The sequence below is a fragment of the Thioalkalivibrio sp. ALE14 genome (genome assembly GCF_000376845.1).
Lineage (GTDB): Bacteria > Pseudomonadota > Gammaproteobacteria > Ectothiorhodospirales > Ectothiorhodospiraceae > Thioalkalivibrio.
Window position 1 is genome coordinate 248,117 of record NZ_AQXY01000030.1, and the last position, 16,851, is coordinate 264,967.

At 68.0% G+C, this 16,851-nt stretch carries 17 protein-coding genes; 14 read left to right on the forward strand and 3 right to left on the reverse strand.

Annotated features, from left to right (window positions below; all coding sequences use genetic code 11):
• The first annotated feature begins 2 nt into the window (after positions 1-2).
• The 10 genes from F572_RS0112325 (at position 3) to F572_RS0112370 (ending at position 9,808) form a co-directional block, all read left to right on the forward strand.
• Positions 3-884, forward strand: coding sequence for an NAD(P)-dependent oxidoreductase (locus F572_RS0112325; protein WP_081602053.1), 882 nt, complete (start codon positions 3-5; stop codon positions 882-884).
• Positions 885-1,253: 369 nt separating this feature from the next.
• A complete protein-coding gene (gene rpmE, locus F572_RS0112330; protein ID WP_017942903.1) occupies positions 1,254-1,460 on the forward strand; it encodes a 50S ribosomal protein L31 in 207 nt (68 codons plus the stop codon).
• Positions 1,461-1,509: 49 nt separating this feature from the next.
• Positions 1,510-2,340, forward strand: coding sequence for a hypothetical protein (locus F572_RS0112335; RefSeq protein ID WP_017942902.1), 831 nt, complete (start codon positions 1,510-1,512; stop codon positions 2,338-2,340).
• Between the two features lie 13 nt (positions 2,341-2,353).
• Positions 2,354-3,220, forward strand: a complete 867-nt coding sequence (locus F572_RS0112340) for a M48 family metallopeptidase (protein WP_017942901.1) — start codon at positions 2,354-2,356, stop codon at positions 3,218-3,220.
• 84 nt (positions 3,221-3,304) lie between these two features.
• Complete coding sequence (locus F572_RS0112345; RefSeq protein ID WP_017942900.1) at positions 3,305-4,525, forward strand: malic enzyme-like NAD(P)-binding protein; 1,221 nt, start codon at positions 3,305-3,307, stop codon at positions 4,523-4,525.
• A gap of 30 nt (positions 4,526-4,555) precedes the next feature.
• Positions 4,556-5,479 carry a malate dehydrogenase gene (mdh, locus tag F572_RS0112350; protein WP_017942899.1) on the forward strand — a complete coding sequence of 308 codons (924 nt, stop codon included), beginning with the start codon at positions 4,556-4,558 and terminating at the stop codon, positions 5,477-5,479.
• Positions 5,463-6,419, forward strand: coding sequence for a 5'-3' exonuclease H3TH domain-containing protein (locus tag F572_RS0112355; protein ID WP_026143146.1), 957 nt, complete (start codon positions 5,463-5,465; stop codon positions 6,417-6,419). The genes mdh and F572_RS0112355 overlap by 17 nt, the downstream gene beginning before the upstream one ends.
• Entirely contained in the window at positions 6,416-7,075 is a 660-nt protein-coding gene (locus tag F572_RS0112360) for a DUF1007 family protein (RefSeq protein ID WP_026143145.1), read from the forward strand. The genes F572_RS0112355 and F572_RS0112360 overlap by 4 nt, the downstream gene beginning before the upstream one ends.
• A gap of 10 nt (positions 7,076-7,085) precedes the next feature.
• The gene (locus F572_RS0112365; RefSeq protein WP_017942896.1) at positions 7,086-7,625 is read left to right on the forward strand and encodes a pseudouridine synthase; all 540 of its coding nucleotides are present in this window, start codon (positions 7,086-7,088) and stop codon (positions 7,623-7,625) included.
• A gap of 116 nt (positions 7,626-7,741) precedes the next feature.
• The gene (locus F572_RS0112370) at positions 7,742-9,808 is read left to right on the forward strand and encodes a transglycosylase SLT domain-containing protein (RefSeq protein ID WP_017942895.1); all 2,067 of its coding nucleotides are present in this window, start codon (positions 7,742-7,744) and stop codon (positions 9,806-9,808) included.
• A 286-nt stretch (positions 9,809-10,094) separates the two neighbouring features.
• On the opposite strand, the gene F572_RS0112375 is transcribed toward F572_RS0112370, so the two are convergent.
• Positions 10,095-10,478, reverse strand: a complete 384-nt coding sequence (locus tag F572_RS0112375) for a group III truncated hemoglobin (RefSeq protein ID WP_017942894.1) — start codon at positions 10,476-10,478, stop codon at positions 10,095-10,097.
• 68 nt (positions 10,479-10,546) lie between these two features.
• Between F572_RS0112375 and F572_RS0112380 the strand changes: the two genes are divergently transcribed.
• Positions 10,547-11,455 (forward strand): fructosamine kinase family protein, encoded by a 909-nt coding sequence (locus F572_RS0112380; protein WP_017942893.1) that lies wholly within the window; start codon positions 10,547-10,549, stop codon positions 11,453-11,455.
• A gap of 281 nt (positions 11,456-11,736) precedes the next feature.
• On the opposite strand, the gene proC is transcribed toward F572_RS0112380, so the two are convergent.
• Both proC and F572_RS0112390 read right to left on the reverse strand, forming a co-directional pair.
• Positions 11,737-12,555 (reverse strand): pyrroline-5-carboxylate reductase, encoded by an 819-nt coding sequence (proC, locus tag F572_RS0112385; protein WP_017942892.1) that lies wholly within the window; start codon positions 12,553-12,555, stop codon positions 11,737-11,739.
• A gap of 9 nt (positions 12,556-12,564) precedes the next feature.
• Positions 12,565-13,266 carry a YggS family pyridoxal phosphate-dependent enzyme gene (locus F572_RS0112390; RefSeq protein ID WP_017942891.1) on the reverse strand — a complete coding sequence of 234 codons (702 nt, stop codon included), beginning with the start codon at positions 13,264-13,266 and terminating at the stop codon, positions 12,565-12,567.
• Positions 13,267-13,407: 141 nt separating this feature from the next.
• Between F572_RS0112390 and F572_RS0112395 the strand changes: the two genes are divergently transcribed.
• Genes F572_RS0112395 through F572_RS0112405 form a run of 3 tightly spaced genes read left to right on the forward strand, consistent with a single transcriptional unit; the run spans position 13,408 to position 16,811 of the window.
• Positions 13,408-14,442 (forward strand): type IV pilus twitching motility protein PilT, encoded by a 1,035-nt coding sequence (locus tag F572_RS0112395; protein ID WP_017942890.1) that lies wholly within the window; start codon positions 13,408-13,410, stop codon positions 14,440-14,442.
• A gap of 53 nt (positions 14,443-14,495) precedes the next feature.
• On the forward strand, positions 14,496-15,668 hold the full coding sequence (locus F572_RS0112400) for a PilT/PilU family type 4a pilus ATPase (RefSeq protein ID WP_017942889.1): 1,173 nt from the start codon (positions 14,496-14,498) through the stop codon (positions 15,666-15,668).
• Positions 15,669-15,692: 24 nt separating this feature from the next.
• Complete coding sequence (locus tag F572_RS0112405) at positions 15,693-16,811, forward strand: PilT/PilU family type 4a pilus ATPase (RefSeq protein ID WP_017942888.1); 1,119 nt, start codon at positions 15,693-15,695, stop codon at positions 16,809-16,811.
• Positions 16,812-16,851: the final 40 nt, after the last annotated feature.

Consider the following 16,851-nt stretch of genomic DNA (forward strand, 5'->3'; position numbering starts at 1 on the left):
CTATGGCTGCGTCCCGAGTGGCGCTGCTGGGATGCGGGCTCATGGGGCAACCCATGGGCCTGCGTCTTTTGCAGGCCGGATTTCCCGTTGTGGCCTACAACCGCACGCTCGCGCGCGCGAGCGATCTGGCGGCCGACGGGGTCACCGTCCATAGTGACCCCGCCGCGGCCGTCGCGGAGGCGGACGTGCTGGTGCTGATGCTCAGCGACGCCGCCGCCATCGGCAGCGTGCTCGACGACCTGCCGGACGGGGCGCTGGATGGGCGCTGCGTGATCCAGATGGCGACCATTCTGCCGGCTGAGAGCCGCGCCCTGGCACAGCGGGTGCGGGCCGCGGGGGCGTGCTATCTCGAGGCGCCGGTGCTGGGCTCCATCCCGGAGGCGCGCGACGGCCGGCTGCTGATCATGGCGGGAGCCGACAGCGAGGCCGATTTTGCCCGGGCCCGGCCGGTGCTGGCGGCCCTGGGCGACACGCCCCGGCATGTCGGAACCGTGGGTCAGGGCGCGGCCCTGAAGCTCGCCTTCAACCAGCTGATCGCCAGCCTGACCGCCGCGTTTTCTCTGAGTCTGGGGCTGGTTCGCCGCGAGGGGGTGGAGCTGGATACCTTCATGGGTATCCTGCGCGACAGCGCCCTGTATGCCCCGACCTTCGACAAGAAGCTGGACAAGATGGTCTCCGGGGACTTCGGGACCGCAAATTTTCCGGTCAAGCACCTGCTGAAGGATGTGCGCCTGACCGAGCAGGCGGTGGAGGATGCCCAGCTGGTGGGGCCGTGGCTGCCATTGCTGGCGGATCTCCTGGACCGGGTCCGCGAGCAGGGCCTGGCCGACGCCGATTACTCGGCCATCTATTCGGTGATTGCCCCGGAAACCCGGAGTTCATGAGGCACATACGGCGGCCCTTATGCACAGCGCACGCCGATGCTCCGCAAGGCGTAGCCGCCCCGGCTGCGCCCTCGTGGTTTCGGATTTTCGGGCTTTTCGGCCTTTAAAAAACAATTACTTGAGCAGGGTTCCCGCGGGATATTGGCGTTCGCCCCTTGACCATTGGGGCGCGCCCTGTTCCGGGCGAGACAATTCGTCCACAAAGTTATCCACAGGTTGTCCGGGCCACTAAAACCGCTTTCTTATTCAGGGGTTTGTCGCCCGGATTTCAAATGGCCTCCCCAGAAGGTCGCGTAACCCGGTCTTGCGCTCGAGCACCGGGCTCGGCTACCCTAACGGACTTTTCGCCAGAACCTGCGTGAGCCGACCATGAAAGCCGACATCCATCCGAACTATCACAACGTCAAGGTTATCTGCAGCTGCGGTACGCAGTTCGAGACCCGTTCCACCCTCTCGTCCGGCGACGAGATGCATGTGGACGTGTGCTCGCAGTGCCACCCGTTCTACACCGGCAAGCAGAAGATCGTTGATACCGCCGGCCAGGTCGACAAGTTCAACCGCCGCTTCGCATTCTGAAGCTGCGGCGCGCCGCCTGGCGCGCAACGTGACCGGACGCGGGACCGCGATGGCGGGCCGTGTTCGACGCGACGAGGGCGTCCTGCGGGGCGCCCTCGTCTGCGTTGTGGGCCTGGTGCTCCTGTTGCTGGCGGGGGCGGGCGCGGCCGAGTGCCGGCTGGAAAATCAGGATCCGCGTGGTCTGCAGGAGGTGACGGTCGAGCGCGTTCTGGGCTTCGACGAACTGCGACTGACCGACGGACGCGGCGTTCGCCTGATCGGCCTGGCCCCGGCTGCCCCGTTGCGGGAGGTCATGGCCCCGCTGCGCGACCTGCGCCTGCATGAAGGGTTGCGCGCCGCCCTCGAAGCCCGCCTGGACGAGACCGGCTATCGCCTGATCCTGCGCCCGGGGCGCCCTGCCCGGGATGCGCAGGGGCGGCCGCGCGTGCATGCCTGGAGTGACGATGGCGTCCTGCTGGCGGCCGGTCTGATCGCTGCGGGTGCGGCGATGCCGCGTCCGGGGCCGCAGCCGGAACCGTTGGATGCCTGCCTCTTCGCCGCCGAGGCCGAGGCGCGCGCCGCAAAACAGGGGCTGTGGCTGGAGCGCCCGGAGGCCCTGCCTGCTCGAACGCTGGACCCACTGGACGGCACACTGCGTCAGGGACGGCTGCGGGTACAGGGAGAGGTGATCGCGGTGCGCGAGACGCCGCGTCACTGGGTGCTGGAGTTGGACGGGCCGCTGGATTTGCTGATCCATAACGATGACCGCGATCATTGGCCCAACCTGGCCCCCGAATCCTTGAACGGCGAGGCGGTGATTGCCCGCGGTCAGGTGTATCCTTGGAGAGACCGACTCCGGATGCGCATGCGGCATCCGCTTGATCTCGAAGTAGTGGAATAACCGAGGTGCTGTAATGCGTGCGTTTCCCAAGCCCTGGCGGACCGCCCGCGGTCGCCTGATCTCCCTGCTCCTGACGGTGCTGATCGCCGGCGGCCTCGCCGTGGCGATCCCGGGGTGCACCACCAACCCGGTGACCGGACGCTCGCAGTTGATGCTGGTCTCCGAGAACCAGGCGATCGATGCCTCGCGCAGCGCCTACGTCGAGATGCTGGCGCCAGCGCGCGAGGAGGGTCGCGTCAACGCCGACCCCGCGATGGCCGCGCGGGTGCAGGGCATCACGGAGAAGGTCGTCGCGCAGGCGGTCCGGTATCGGCCCGAGACCGCGGAGTGGGACTGGGAAATTGCCGTGATCGAGGCCCCGGACACCGTCAATGCCTTCGCGATGGCGGGCGGCAAGATGGCGATCTACTCGGGCATCATCGAGCAGCTGGACCTGACCGATGACGAGCTGGCGCAGATCATCGGGCACGAGATTGCGCATGCGCTGTCGGCGCACACGGCCGAGAAGATGTCGGTGGCGCTGGCCAGCAACCTGGCCCTCACCGGATACGCCCTCACCGGCGATCGCTCGGATCTGGCCCTGACCGGGGCCGCCCTGGGCGCCGTGCTCGCCGTCCAGCTCCCGCACAGCCGCAGCATGGAGTCCGAGGCCGATCGCATCGGCATCGAACTGGCGGCCCGCGCCGGCTACAACCCGGACGCCGCGGCCAGCCTGTGGCGCAAGATGGCCGCCCAGTCCAGCGGCGGGCAGCCGGAGTTTCTCAGCACCCATCCGGCCCCGGACTCGCGCCAGCGCGAACTGACCCGACTGGCCGACCAGTACCGACCGCTGTATGACGAGGCCCGTCGCGGCTCCGTTCCGACGCATCCGGTCAACTGATTTCAGCTCTCCGTACGGGCCCGGCGCATCGGGCCCGTATCGGCTTCCCCAATGCAACCGTCTGACAAAAGGCCCCGCTACACCATGTCCAAGGATTTCAATCAGCGCGCGCTGGAGTACCACGAGCAGCAGCCGGCCGGGAAGCTGGCGATCCATGTCACCAAGCCCACCGCCACCCAGGATGACCTGTCCCTGGCCTACTCGCCGGGTGTTGCCGCACCGGTGCGCGCGATCGCTGAAGATCCGGAGCTGGCGTATCGCTATACCGGCAAGGGCAACCTGGTCGCGGTGATCACCGACGGCACCGCCGTGCTGGGGCTGGGGAATGTCGGCGCGCTGGCCTCCAAGCCGGTGATGGAGGGCAAGGGCGTGCTGTTCAAGGCCTTTGCCAATATCGACGTCTTCGACATCGAGGTGGATGCCCCGCAGCCGGAGGATTTCATCAACACCGTCGCACGCATTGCCGGCGGTTTCGGGGGTATCAACCTCGAGGACATCGCCGCGCCGCACTGCTTCGAGATCGAGCGCCGCCTCTCCGAGCGCCTGGATATCCCGGTCTTTCATGACGACCAGCACGGCACCGCGATCATCACTGCGGCCGGTCTGGTCAATGCGCTGGAGATCCAGGGCAAGAAGCTCAGCGAGGCAAAGATCGTCTGCGTCGGGGCCGGTGCCGCCGGGATCGCGTCCATGCAGTTGCTGGTGCGTCTGGGTGCGGCCAAGAAGAACCTGTTCATGGTGGACCGCAAGGGCGTGATCCACAGCCAGCGCGACGACCTGAACGAATACAAGCAGATCTTCGCGGTAGATACCGAGGCGCGCAGCCTGGCCGACGCCTGCCAGGATGCCGATGTGTTCATCGGACTCTCCGGCCCGGACCTGCTGACGCCGGGGATGCTGCGGTCCATGGCGCCGAAACCCATCGTGTTTGCGCTGTCCAATCCGGATCCGGAGATCCGTCCGGAGCTGGCGCACGAGACGCGCGATGATCTCATCATGGCGACCGGGCGTTCGGATTACCCGAACCAGGTGAACAACGTGCTGGGCTTCCCGTTCATCTTCCGCGGGGCACTGGACGTGCGTGCACGGACCATCAACGATGAAATGCTGGTCGCCGCGGTGCATGCCCTCGCCGGGCTGGCCCGCGAGCCAGTGCCGCAGATCGTGCTCGATGCCTACGGCCTGGAGGCACTGGCATTTGGCCCGAACTATATCCTGCCGACCCCGTTCGACCCCCGACTGATCGACACCGTGCCGCAGGCGATCAGCCAGGCCGCCCGCGACAGCGGGGTCGCCCGCCTGTAGCCAACCGCACAACCCGAGGAGGAACAGCGCATGCAGAAGATCGCCATCATCGGCGCCGGACGCGTCGGTGAATCCACCGCCCAGTTCCTCGCCCGCCGCGACGTCGCCCGCGAGATCGCGCTACTGGACGTGCGCGAGGGCGCGGCCGCCGGGGCCGCCCTGGATATCCAGGAGACCGCGCCCCTGCTGCGCTTCGACACCCGGCTGACCGGCAGCCACGAGCCCTCGGTGATCGCGGGTGCGGAGTTGGTGATCATCACCGCCGGCCTGCCGCGCAAGCCCGGCATGTCACGTTCCGATGTGCTGGACAAGAACGTCGAGATCCTCGACCAGATCCTGCAGGACATCCTGGTCCATGCCCCGCAGAGCCGCATCCTCGTGGTCTCCAACCCGGTGGACGTGCTGACCTACCGCGCCTGGCAGAAGACCGGCTGGAGTCGCGACCGGATCTTCGGTCAGGCCGGGGTGCTGGACACCTCGCGCATGGCCGCCTTCATCGCACTGGAGACCGGCCTGTCCACCCACGACATCCAGGCGCTGGTGCTGGGCGGTCACGGCGACGCGATGGTCCCGCTGCTGCGCTATTCCTCGGTCAACGGGGTGCCCCTGCACCACTTCATGGGCCAGGCCACGCTGGACAACATCGTCGAGCGTACCCGCCACGGCGGGGCCGAGATCCTCGCGCTGAAGCAGACCTCCAGCGCCTACGGCGCCCCGGCCGCGGCGATCGCCGAGATGGTCGAGGCGATCGCGCTGGACCGTCGTCGCGTGCTGCCCACGGTGGCTCTACTGGACGGCGAATACGGCGAGCGCGATGTGGCCATGGGGGTACCCTGCATCCTGGGGCAGGGCGGTATGGAGCGGGCGATCGAACTGGACCTGAATGCCGAGGAGCGCGCCGCGTTCGACCAGTCCATCGCCGGGGTGCGGAAGGACCTTGAGCGCCTCGCCTGAATCCGGCCCCTTGTCGGGCGCGCCACTGTCGACCCTGACCCTGGTCGACAGCAGCATCTTCGTGTTTCGTGCCTGGTTCGCGCGCGGCCTGGACCCCGACCCGCAGGGCCGCCCGGGCGGCGCGCTGCACGGACTGGTGCATTCGCTTTGCCAGTGGCTTCCGACCTGCGCGCCGGGCCCGGTGGCGTTCTGCTTCGATACCGGGCTGCGTCAGGGCTTTCGCCACCGCATCGACCCGACGTACAAGGCGCACCGCCCGCCGGCGCCACCGGAGTTGCGCGAGCAGTTCGCGCGCATCCGCGAGCTGCTGGAGCGGCTCGGCTTCGCGACCCTGGCCGACCCCGAATACGAGGCCGACGACCTGATCGCGAGCCTGGCCCGGTCCGGGCGCACGGCCGGGTATCGCATCGACGTGAAGAGTGCCGACAAGGACCTGACCCAGGTCATCCTGGGGGGTGCGGACCGGTTGCACGACCCGGAACGCGGGGCCGACCTCGATCGCCGCGCGATCGAGAAGCGCTTCCGCATCCGCCCGGAGCAGGTCGCCGACATGCTGGCTCTGGCCGGCGATGCCAGCGACAACATCCCCGGCATCGACGGCGTGGGCCCGAAGACTGCCGCGCGCATCCTGCGCCGGCTGCATGACCTGGACACCGTGCTGGCGGACCCGGCGGCGGTGGCCCGCTGCAATATCCGTCGCGCGCCCGCAGTGGCGGCCGCAGTCGCCGCGAATGCCGAAAGCCTGCGCCGGGCGCGTCGCCTGACCGGACTCGCGGACCGTATCCCGGGCCTGCCGGCGGTCCGACACTTGCGGCCCCGGGGCCCGGACCCGGATACGCCCGCCTGGCTGCGGGAGCTGGGGGTGGCCCCGGCCTATCACGCGTCGCTGCTGGCCGCCGCCAATGCCTGGCTCCGGGCCGATACGAGACAGAGCGCATGAACCGAAACCGGATATTCCCCGCGATCTTGATCCTGATGGCGCTGGTACTACTGCCGGTCGCCGTACAGGCCCACCCGCACGCCTGGATCGACCTGCGCATTAGTTTCGAGCGCGATGCCGACGGGCAGATCACCCACATGCTCCACCACTGGCGCTTCGACCCGACCTACGGGCAATACCTCTATGACGACGCCCAGGAACACCAGTCCGGTGACACCCCGGAGGCGCGCCTGCAGGGGCTGGCGACCGAAATCCTCGACAACCTCGACGAGTACCGCTGGTACAGCCACCTGAAGGTGGAAGGCGAGGCGATCGCAATCGCCGCCGCCGGGGCGCCGCGCATGGCGATGGAGGACGGCTTGTTGCAGTTCCGTTTCCGGCTGGAGCTGGAGACCCCGGTGGATCCCGTCGCCACGCCGCTGGAGTATCAGGTCTACGACCCGACGTATTTCATCGAGATCCTGCACCAGGAGCCCCACGGCACGCGCATCGTCGATGCCGCCGGGCTGGTGGACGCGACCTGCCGGGCGCAGCTCGAGCGCCCGCGCCCCGATCCGGCCCTGGTGGCTCGCGCGATGGCGCTGGACTACGGTGCCAGTGTCGATTATGACCTCGGCCAGTACTTTGCCGAGCGCGTCACCCTGCGCTGCGACTGACACGCCGCCCATGGCCCGGATCGTTCTGTTCAACAAGCCCTGGGGCGTACTGCCGCAGTTCACCGACCCCGAGGGGCGACCGACGCTGGCCGACTACATCAAGATCCCCGGCGTTTATCCGGCCGGACGCCTCGACCGCGACAGCGAGGGCCTGTTGGTCCTGACTGACGACGGCCGCCTGAACGCGCGCCTGACCCAGCCGCAGCACAAGACCAGCAAGACCTACTGGGTCCAGGTCGAGGGCGAGCCCGACGACGCGGCGCTCGACGCCCTGCGCGAAGGTGTCGAGCTGAAGGATGGGCCGACGCGCCCGGCGAAGGTGGAGCGCATGGATCCGCCGGACCTCCCGGAGCGCGACCCCCCGGTGCGTTTCCGCCGCCACATTCCGACCCGTTGGCTGGCGATCACCCTGCGCGAGGGCCGCAATCGCCAGGTGCGCCGGATGACCGCGGCGGTGGGGCATCCGACCCTGCGGCTGGTGCGCTACCGGGTCGGCTCCTGGACCCTCGACGGCCTCGCCCGCGGCGATGTGCGCATGCTGGAATCCTGACCCGCATCGCCGCATTTTTCGGAACTGCCGGTACACCCCCGCGAAACCGGCCGGAATGCGTTGCAAGCGCACCGGGGCTGGCCGATGATGAAGAACCATTGATGCGAGGGCAGGGCATGCGCCTTTCCAGGAACGTAATCGTCGGGCTGGCCGGCCTGTTGCTGGCCCTGGCCGCGTCGCTGCCGGCGGTGGCCGCGGAGGACGACCGCTACGTCTTCGAGCGCAGCCTGTTCCTGCTGGCGGAGCGGGCGCTGAACCGGGGTGATATGGCCGCCTACCGGGCCGCGCGCAGTACCCTGACCGGCTACCCGCTGACCCCCTACCTGGATTACCGCGAACTCGCGCGCAATCTCGGTCGCGCCGAACCGGAAGCCGTGCGCGACTTCGTGCACGAACATGACGACACCCCGCTGTCCGCGCGTCTGCGCAGCAGCTACCTCACGCACCTCGCGCGCGAGGAACAGTGGGAGGACTACCTCGAGTTTGTCGCGGCGACCGGGGCGGAGCCATCGCTTTCGGTCGAGCAGGACTGCCACCGGCGTCAGGCGCTGCTGAAGGCCGGCGAGCGCGAGGCCGCCCTGGAGGACATGGAATCCATCTGGCTGCACGGGCAGTCCCGCCCGTCCGCCTGCGATCCTGCCCTGGAGGCCTGGCGCGAAGCCGGCGGCCTGACCGGCGAGCTCGCCTGGGGTCGCTTCGAGCTCTCCGTGAAGGCGGGCCAGACCGGTCTGGCCCGTTATCTGCGCCGCTATCTGGCCGACGCCGACCGCCGCTGGGCGGAACGCTGGCTGGACCTGGCCAGCCGCCCGGCGCGGGTGGTGGAGGTCGACTTCAAGGCCGACGATCACCGCTCGGCCGAGGCGCTGCTGGAGCGGGCCTTTACCCGCTGGATCCGGCAGGACCTGGACGCGGCGCTGGACGGCTGGGATCAGGCCGGGGACGAGCTCGGGTTGTCGGCCGAGGCCGCCGGGCGCGTGCAGCATGCACTGGCCCTGCGTCTGGCCCTGCGCTACCGCCCCGAGGCCCTGGACTTCATGGCCCGTCTGGAGCCCGAGGTGTTCGATACCCAGCTGCGCCAGTGGCAGGTGCGTGCGGCCCTGTACGAGCGCGACTGGGCGACGGTGATGGACGCGATCCGTGCGATGGATCGCGACGTGCGCGACGAGGCGGCCTGGCAGTACTGGTACGGCCGCGCGCTGGAGCAGACCGAGTCACTCGAGGCCGCGCGCCGGTTCTACGAGCGCGCGGCCCGCGAGCGCAACTTCCACGGCTTCCTGGCCGCCGACCGACTGGGTCAGCCTTATCGCATCGGGCACCAGCCCCTGGTGCTGGACGACGGGCAGCGGGCGGCCATGCGCGAGCACGCCGGCATGCAGCGCATGCGCGAACTGGTGCGTCTGGACCGCTACGCCGAGGCCCGCCGCGAGTGGACCCATGCGGTCGCGGGTTGGGATGCGCCGGAGCTGGAGTCGGCGGCGCGCACGTTCGCCGACTGGGGCTGGCATGACCGAGCGATCTTTACCGCCGCGCGGGCGCGCAACTGGGACGACATCGAGCTGCGCTTTCCGCTGGCCTTCGACGAGCTGATCGTGACCGGCGCCCGTGAACAGGCCATCGACCCGGCCTGGGCCATGGCCATCGCGCGCCAGGAGAGCGCCTTCCTGCACGATGTGCGCTCCGGGGCCGGTGCGCTGGGGATTATGCAGGTGATGCCGGCGACCGGCCGCTCCATCGCCTCGGCGGCCGGGGTGCGGGTGAACTCCGACTGGGACATCCTCGACCCGGCGACCAACGCACGGCTCGGGACCTACTACCTGCGGCGCAACCTCGACCGCTTTGGCGGCCACAGCCTGCTCTCCACCGCGGCCTATAACGCCGGCGCCCACCGCGTCCGCTCCTGGCTGCCGGAGGATCGCGCGATGGACCCGGATATCTGGGCCGAACTGATCCCGTTCTCCGAGACTCGCGATTACATTCGCCGGGTGTTTGCCTACCGTATCCTGTACGCGGTGCGCCTGGGGCAGGAGCCGCCTTCGCTGTCCACCCTGCTGTACCCGGTCACGCCGCAGGACCGCCTGGCCGCGAGCCGCGAACGCCACCTGGCCGCCCTGCCGGGCGACGCGGGTATCACCCTGAGCCGTGCCTTCTGCGACGCCCCGGGCTACACCGAAAACGCCTGCTAGGGCGTCTGTTCACCACGAAGCTCACGAAGGCACGAAGAAGGGCCCGGTCAAAAGCGATTCACAGGAAGACGGGAAGAGAAGAAGGGTTCCTGGTGGGTGGCGTCTGGGGAGGGCACTCACGGTGAAGGCCATTGTGTCGCACCCGGGGCCCGCCTGGCCCTGACCATCACCGCCCGGCCTCGGGCCATCCATCCATTTTCCTTCTGACCTTCGGTCCTTCCTGTGAATCGCCCTTGACCTTCTTCGTGCCTTCGTGCGCTTCGTGGTGAAGAACAGGGTGTCGGAACTAGCCGCGGATGATGTCCTCGCGCATGCGGCTGGCGATGCCGTCGGCCAGCTGCTGCCATTCGGCCGCCAGCGGCGCCTCCAGGTGCTCTTCGGTGGTGGCCTTGAAGTGACGCATCCAGACGGCCAGGTCGGCCTCGGTCAGGTTCAGCGGCGCGTGCTTGCCGACCATGTCGATGGTCGGCGGCTGTTCCAGGCGCCCGCCCAGGTTCTGGTACCAGAAGTCGGCGATCCGGTTCACGTGATCCGGGAAGTCCTGGATGCGCTCGAAGTGGTGACCGATCTCGGGGTCGGCCGACAGGCGGCGGTAGAAGTCGTCGATCACCGCGCGGATGCGCTCGGCGCCGATCTTGTCGCACAGGGGTTCGAGCTTGCGAAAGGCCATGGGGGTCTCCTGACGAATCCTGCGCCAGCCGGTACCCTGCACGTTGCAGAGCAACCCGGATGCCGAGGATGAACCGATTCGATTCAGCGGGCCCCGACGCCGTGACGGCGGCGGTGGCCCAGTGCATTAGCGACCATACCGGAACCGCCTTCCAGCCGTCAGGAAGCCAGGCCTGTTCCGGGGGCTCCATCAACCAGGCGCAGCGCCTGACCGGGGCCGACGGGCGCAGCTTCTTCGTCAAGCTGAGTGGTGGCGACGGGGCCGCGATGTTCGCCGCCGAGGCGCGCGGTCTGGAAGAGCTCGCGCGCTGCGAGCGGCTGAAGATCCCCGAGGTGGTCGGCACCGGCTCCGCCGGCGGCACCCACTTCCTGGTCATGGAGGACCTCGCGCTGGGCGGGCGTCGCGACGGCGTGGCCCTGGGGCACGGGATCGCCGATATGCACCAGAAGACCCGGCCGCGCTTCGGGCTGGATCATGACAACTTCATCGGCAGCACCCCGCAGTCGAATACCGAACACGACGACTGGGTGTCGTTCTATCGCGACGAGCGCCTCGGCTTCCAGCGCCGGCTGGCGCGCGAACGCGGGGCGGCGGGCTCGCTGCTGGGGGCGCTGGAGGACCTGGAGGCCTCGCTGGGCGGCTTCTTTGTCGACTACCGGCCCGAACCGTCGCTGCTGCACGGGGATCTGTGGAGCGGCAACTGGGGCTTCCTCGCCGATGGCCGCGCGACGATCTTCGATCCGGCGGTGTACTACGGCGACCGCGAGGCCGATCTGGCGATGATGGAGCTGTTCGGCCACCCCGGCCAGGACTTCGTCGTCGCCTACGAGGAGATCCTGCCGATTGACCCCGGCTATGGGGTGCGGCGCACGCTCTACAACCTCTACCACATCCTCAACCACGACCACCTGTTCGGCGGCGGCTACGGTGCCCAGGCCGAGCGCATGATCCGCCAGCTCCTCGCCGAACTGCGCTAACCGGACACCCGAGACGGATGTGGGTGGGCGAGGTCAAGGGCGATCTACAGGAAGACTGGAAGATCGGAAGAAGACAGATGGGTTGGGCCCGGGGAGTACTGGCGTGATACGTCATTCCGCCGCCCAGCACATGCCCTTCGCCCAGAATTCCAGGCTGGCCGGAGCCGCGCCTGCGACCCAGCCACTATCAGAGCGAGCGCCCCAGCGCCGCCCCATCAAAATCCTTCTTGTCTTCCCATCTTCCTGTAAATCGCCCTTGATCTTCTGCGCGGCAAACAGGCCTAGCGGCCGAGTTCGCGCGAGCGTTCGGCGGCTGCGGCCATCGCGCGGCGCATCAGCTCGCGCAGGTCGCCGTCCTCCAGTACCTGCACAGCGCGTTCGGTGGTGCCGCCCGGGGAGGTGACGCGGTGGCGCAGTTCGGCGGCGCTCTCGTCGCTCTCCGTGGCCAGGCGGGTGGCGCCGGCCAGGGTGCCCAAGGTCAGCTCCAGCGCGGTATCCGCCGGCAGGCCCAGCGACTGCGCCGCCTCCTGCATCGCCTCGATCATCAGGAACACGTAGGCCGGGCCGCTGCCGGAGGTGGCGGTGACGGCATGCATCTGCTCCTCGTCTTCCACCCAGATCGCGCGCCCGACCGCTTCCAGCAGCCGGGTCGCGGTGGCGCGGTCCTCGGGGCCCGCGGTGGGCGCGGCATACAGCCCGGTAACCCCGGCGCCCACTAGGGCCGGGGTGTTCGGCATCGCGCGCACCAGGCGCGTGGCATCGCCCAGCCAACCCGCGAGCTGGGCCGTGGTGATGCCGGCGGCCACGGAGATCACCAGGGGCTGGCTGCGGGATACCGCCTCGCGCAGGGTCGGGGCCAGATCCGGCAGGGTCTGCGGCTTGATCGCGAGGACCAGGGTCGCGGTCTCGGCCGCCAGTTCCGTGGCGTCGGCGCTGGCCAGACCCGGGTAGCGGGCCTGCAGGTCGCGCACGCGTTCGGTGCTCTTGTCGGCGATGGCGATACGTTCGGCGGTGTGGCCGGACTGGACCAGTCCCTGGATCAGGGCCTCGCCCATGTTGCCGGCCCCGATAAAGCCGACCTCGAAGCGGTGTTCCGTCATGCAGACTCCTTATTTCGGTGGACGCGGGCCGAACAGGGCGGTGCCGACGCGCACCAGGGTGGCGCCCTCGAGGATCGCGGCCTCGAGATCGCCGGACATGCCCATGGACAGCGTGTCGAGTGTATGGCCCCGGGTGTTCAGGATATCGCGCAGGGCGCGCAGGCGCGCAAACGGTTCGCGCTGGCGCCGCGGGTCGTCCTCGGCGGCCGGGATGGCCATCAGCCCGCGCAGTTCGAGGCCCGGCAGTTCGCGCAGGGCATCGGCGAGGGCGGCGGCCTCGGCGGGCGCCACGCCAGCCTTCTGCGGTTCCTCGCTGATGTTGACCTGCAGGCAGACCTGTAGCGGCGGCATGCCTGCCGGGCGCTGGTCCGCCAGGCGCCGCGCGATGCGTTCGCGATCGATGGTATGCACCCAGGCGGCCCGTTCGGCCACCGCACGGGTCTTGTTGCCCTGCAGTGCACCGATGAAGTGCCACTCGAGCCCGAGCGGCGCGGGCGGCGCCTCGAGTGTGTCGTACTTGTCCACCAGCTCGGGGACGTAGTTCTCGCCAAACGCGGTCTGGCCGCAGGCATGCAGGGCGCGGATTTCGTCTGCGTCGCGGGTCTTGCTGACGGCCAGCAGCCGGACCGAATCCGGGTCGCGTTCCGCCTCGCGGCAGGCCGCTTCGATGCGGGCTCGAACGGTGCTGAGGGCATGGTCTGGTGCGGTCATTTCCCTATGATATAGTCCCGAAGAACACAAGGTCACCGCGGATTTTCGCGCGGCCCTTCATCAAGCGACGGGGCGTGGTGGCCAAGGCCGCCACGCGGGTGCTGATGCGGCTCGGCGTCACACCCGACAACAGGGGGATGCATGGATATCACGCAGTTGCTGGCCTTTTCGGTCAAGAACGGGGCCTCGGACCTGCACATCTCCGCCGGCATGCCGCCGATGGTGCGCATCGACGGCGACATGCGCCGGGTGAACGTGCCGGTCATGGACCACAAAGAGGTCCAGGGCCTGATCTACGACATCATGAACGACCGCCAGCGCAAGGACTACGAGGAGTTCCTGGAGACGGACTTCTCGTTCGAGGTCTCGGGGCTGGCCCGTTTCCGTGTCAATGCCTTCAACCAGGATCGCGGCGCGGCCGCGGTCTTCCGGACCATCCCCTCCAAGGTCCTGACCCTCGAGGAACTGGGCGCTCCGCGCATCTTCGAGGAGATCTCGAACTATCCGCGCGGCATCGTGCTGGTGACCGGCCCGACCGGTTCGGGGAAGTCGACCACGCTGGCCGGCATGGTCAACCACCGCAACGAGAACGACTACGGGCATATCCTCACCATCGAGGACCCGATCGAGTTCGTGCACGAATCCAAGAAGTCGCTGGTCAACCAGCGCGAGGTGCATCGCGACACCCACGGCTTTTCCGAGGCCCTGCGTTCGGCACTGCGCGAGGATCCCGACACCATCCTGGTCGGCGAGCTGCGTGATCTCGAGACCATTCGCCTGGCGCTGACCGCGGCCGAGACTGGCCACCTGGTGTTCGGGACCCTGCACACCAGTTCCGCGGCCAAGACCATCGACCGTATCGTGGACGTGTTCCCGGCGGCGGAGAAGGACATGGTGCGTGCGATGCTGTCCGAGTCGCTGCGCGCGGTCATCGCCCAGACCCTGATGAAGAAGATCGGTGGCGGACGCGTCGCGGCGCACGAGATCATGCTCGGCACGCCGGCGATCCGGAACCTGATCCGCGAGAACAAGATCGCGCAGATGTACTCGACCATCCAGACCAGCGCCGGCACCGGCATGCAGACGCTCGACCAGTGCCTGAAGGACATGCTCGCGCAGGGCGTGATCAGCCGCGAGGACGCGCGGCGCAAGGCCGCCAATCCGGATTCCATTTGATCAGCACGGCCCGCTGGGCTTGATCGTCGCAACGGGTATCAGGGGAGAACGCCATGGATCGTGACAAGGCGATCAAGTATATGCACGACCTGCTGCGGGCCCTGGTGGACCGCGACGGTTCCGACCTGTTCATTACCGTGGGCATGCCGCCGGCCGCGAAGATCGACGGGCGGGTGGTGCCGATGACGGAGCAGAAGCTGTCGCCCTCGCATACCCAGGCGCTGGTGCGCTCGCTGATGAACGACAAGCAGTCGGCCGAGTTCGAGCGCCACCAGGAGTGCAATTTCGCGATCGGGCTGTCGGGGGTCTCGCGCTTTCGCGTGAACGTCTTCACCCAGCGCGGCAGTCCCGGCATGGTGCTGCGTACCATCAATTCGGTGATCCCGAAGTTCGAGGACATCCAGATGCCACCGCAGCTGGAGAAGATCACCCAGGAGCGTCGCGGGCTGGTGATCTTCGTTGGGGGCACCGGGTCGGGCAAGTCGACCTCGCTGGCGGCGATGATCGGCTATCGCAACCGCACCACGGCCGACCATATCGTCACCATCGAGGATCCGATCGAGTTCGTGCACGAGCACGACAAGAGCATCATCACCCAGCGCGAGGTGGGGGTGGATACCGAGAACTACGAGATCGCGCTGAAGAACACCCTGCGCCAGGCGCCGGACGTGATCCTGATCGGCGAGATCCGCGACCGCGAGACGATGGACTATGCCATCGCGTTCGCCGAGACCGGGCACCTGTGCCTGTCGACCCTGCACGCGAACAGTACCAACCAGGCACTGGACCGCATCATCAACTTCTTCCCCGAAGACCGGCGCGAGCAGTTGCTGATGGACCTGTCGTTGAACCTGAAGTCAGTGATCTCGCAGCGCCTGGTGCGCAAGGAGAGCGGTGAAGGGCGAGTGCCCGCGGTGGAGATCCTGATCAATACCCCGTTGATGGCCGACCTGATCCTGAAGGGGGAGGTCCACAACATGAAAGAGCTGATGTCGCGCTCGCGCGAACAGGGTATGCAGACCTTCGACCAGGCCCTGTTCGATCTCTACGAGAATCGCCAGATTAGCTACGACGAGGCCCTGCGCAACGCCGATTCGGTCAACGACCTGCGCCTGCGCATCAAGCTCGACAGCCAGCGCGCCCAGGACGACGGGGCGCCTGCGGTGAAGGATGAGGGCGAGGGGCTGTCGGTGGACGAGCGCGCCGAAGACTTCAACCTGCGCTAGCGCGTCAGATCAGGGAAACAGACCATGAGCCAGCTGCAGATCGAGCCCTACCTGAAATTGATGGCGCAGAAGTCCGCCTCGGACTTGTTCTTTCTGACCGGCGCGCCGGCCAGCATCAAGGTCGACGGCCAGCTCCAGCCCATCTCGCGCAAGGCACTGGCCCCGGGGCAGGCCGAGAGCATCGCCCGCGAGATGATGAACGAGCACCAGGCGGAGATCTTCGAGCGCGAGACCGCGGTCAACTTTGGCCTGTCGCGCGAGGGCCTGGGACGCTTCCGCGTGAACGTCTATCGCCAGCGCGGCGAGGTGGCGATGGTCATTCGCTTCATCCGCGTGGCGATCCCGACCATCGAGCAGCTGGGCCTGCCGCCGGTGCTCAAGGAGTTCGTCTCGCACAACGACGGGCTGGTGCTGATTGTCGGGGCGACGGGTACCGGGAAATCGACCACCCTGGCGTCGATGATCGACTACCGCAGTACGAACAAGAGCGGGCATATCCTCACGGTCGAGGATCCGATCGAATTCCTGTTCAGCCACAAGCGCTCCATCGTGGGCCAGCGCGAGGTGGGGATCGATACCCCGAGCTACGACCATGCCCTGCAGGAGGGGATGCGCGAGGCCCCGGATGTGATCATGGTGGGCGAGGTCCGCTCGCGCGAGACCATGCGCGCGGCCCTGACCTATGCCGATACCGGCCACCTGGTGCTGACCACCCTGCATGCGACCAATGCCACCCAGGCCCTCGACCGGGTCATCAACCTGTTCCCGGAAGACAACCGCCCGCAGATCCTGTCGGACCTGTCGCTGAACCTGCGCGCGATCGTGGCCCAGCGCCTGCTCCAGACCAAGGATGGCCGCCGCGTGGCCGCGCTGGAGATCCTGATCAACACGTCCTACATCGCGGAGCTGATCCGGGATGAGAAGATCAGCGAGATCAAGGAAGTCATGGCCAAGGGTGGCTCCGTGGGCATGCAGACCTTTGATCAGGCCATCGTGAAGCTGTTCAAGACCGGGGACGTGATGCTGGACGAGGCCCTGAACAAGGCCGACTCGCGTGCCGACCTCGAATGGCGCCTGAACTTCGGGGGCGGCGTCTCCTCGGCCGACGAGACCGAGGAAGAGCTGAAGATGCCGGACCGGTAGGAGCCGGCTCGCAGGCGAAGCCCCTGCCAAAGCCGGGCCA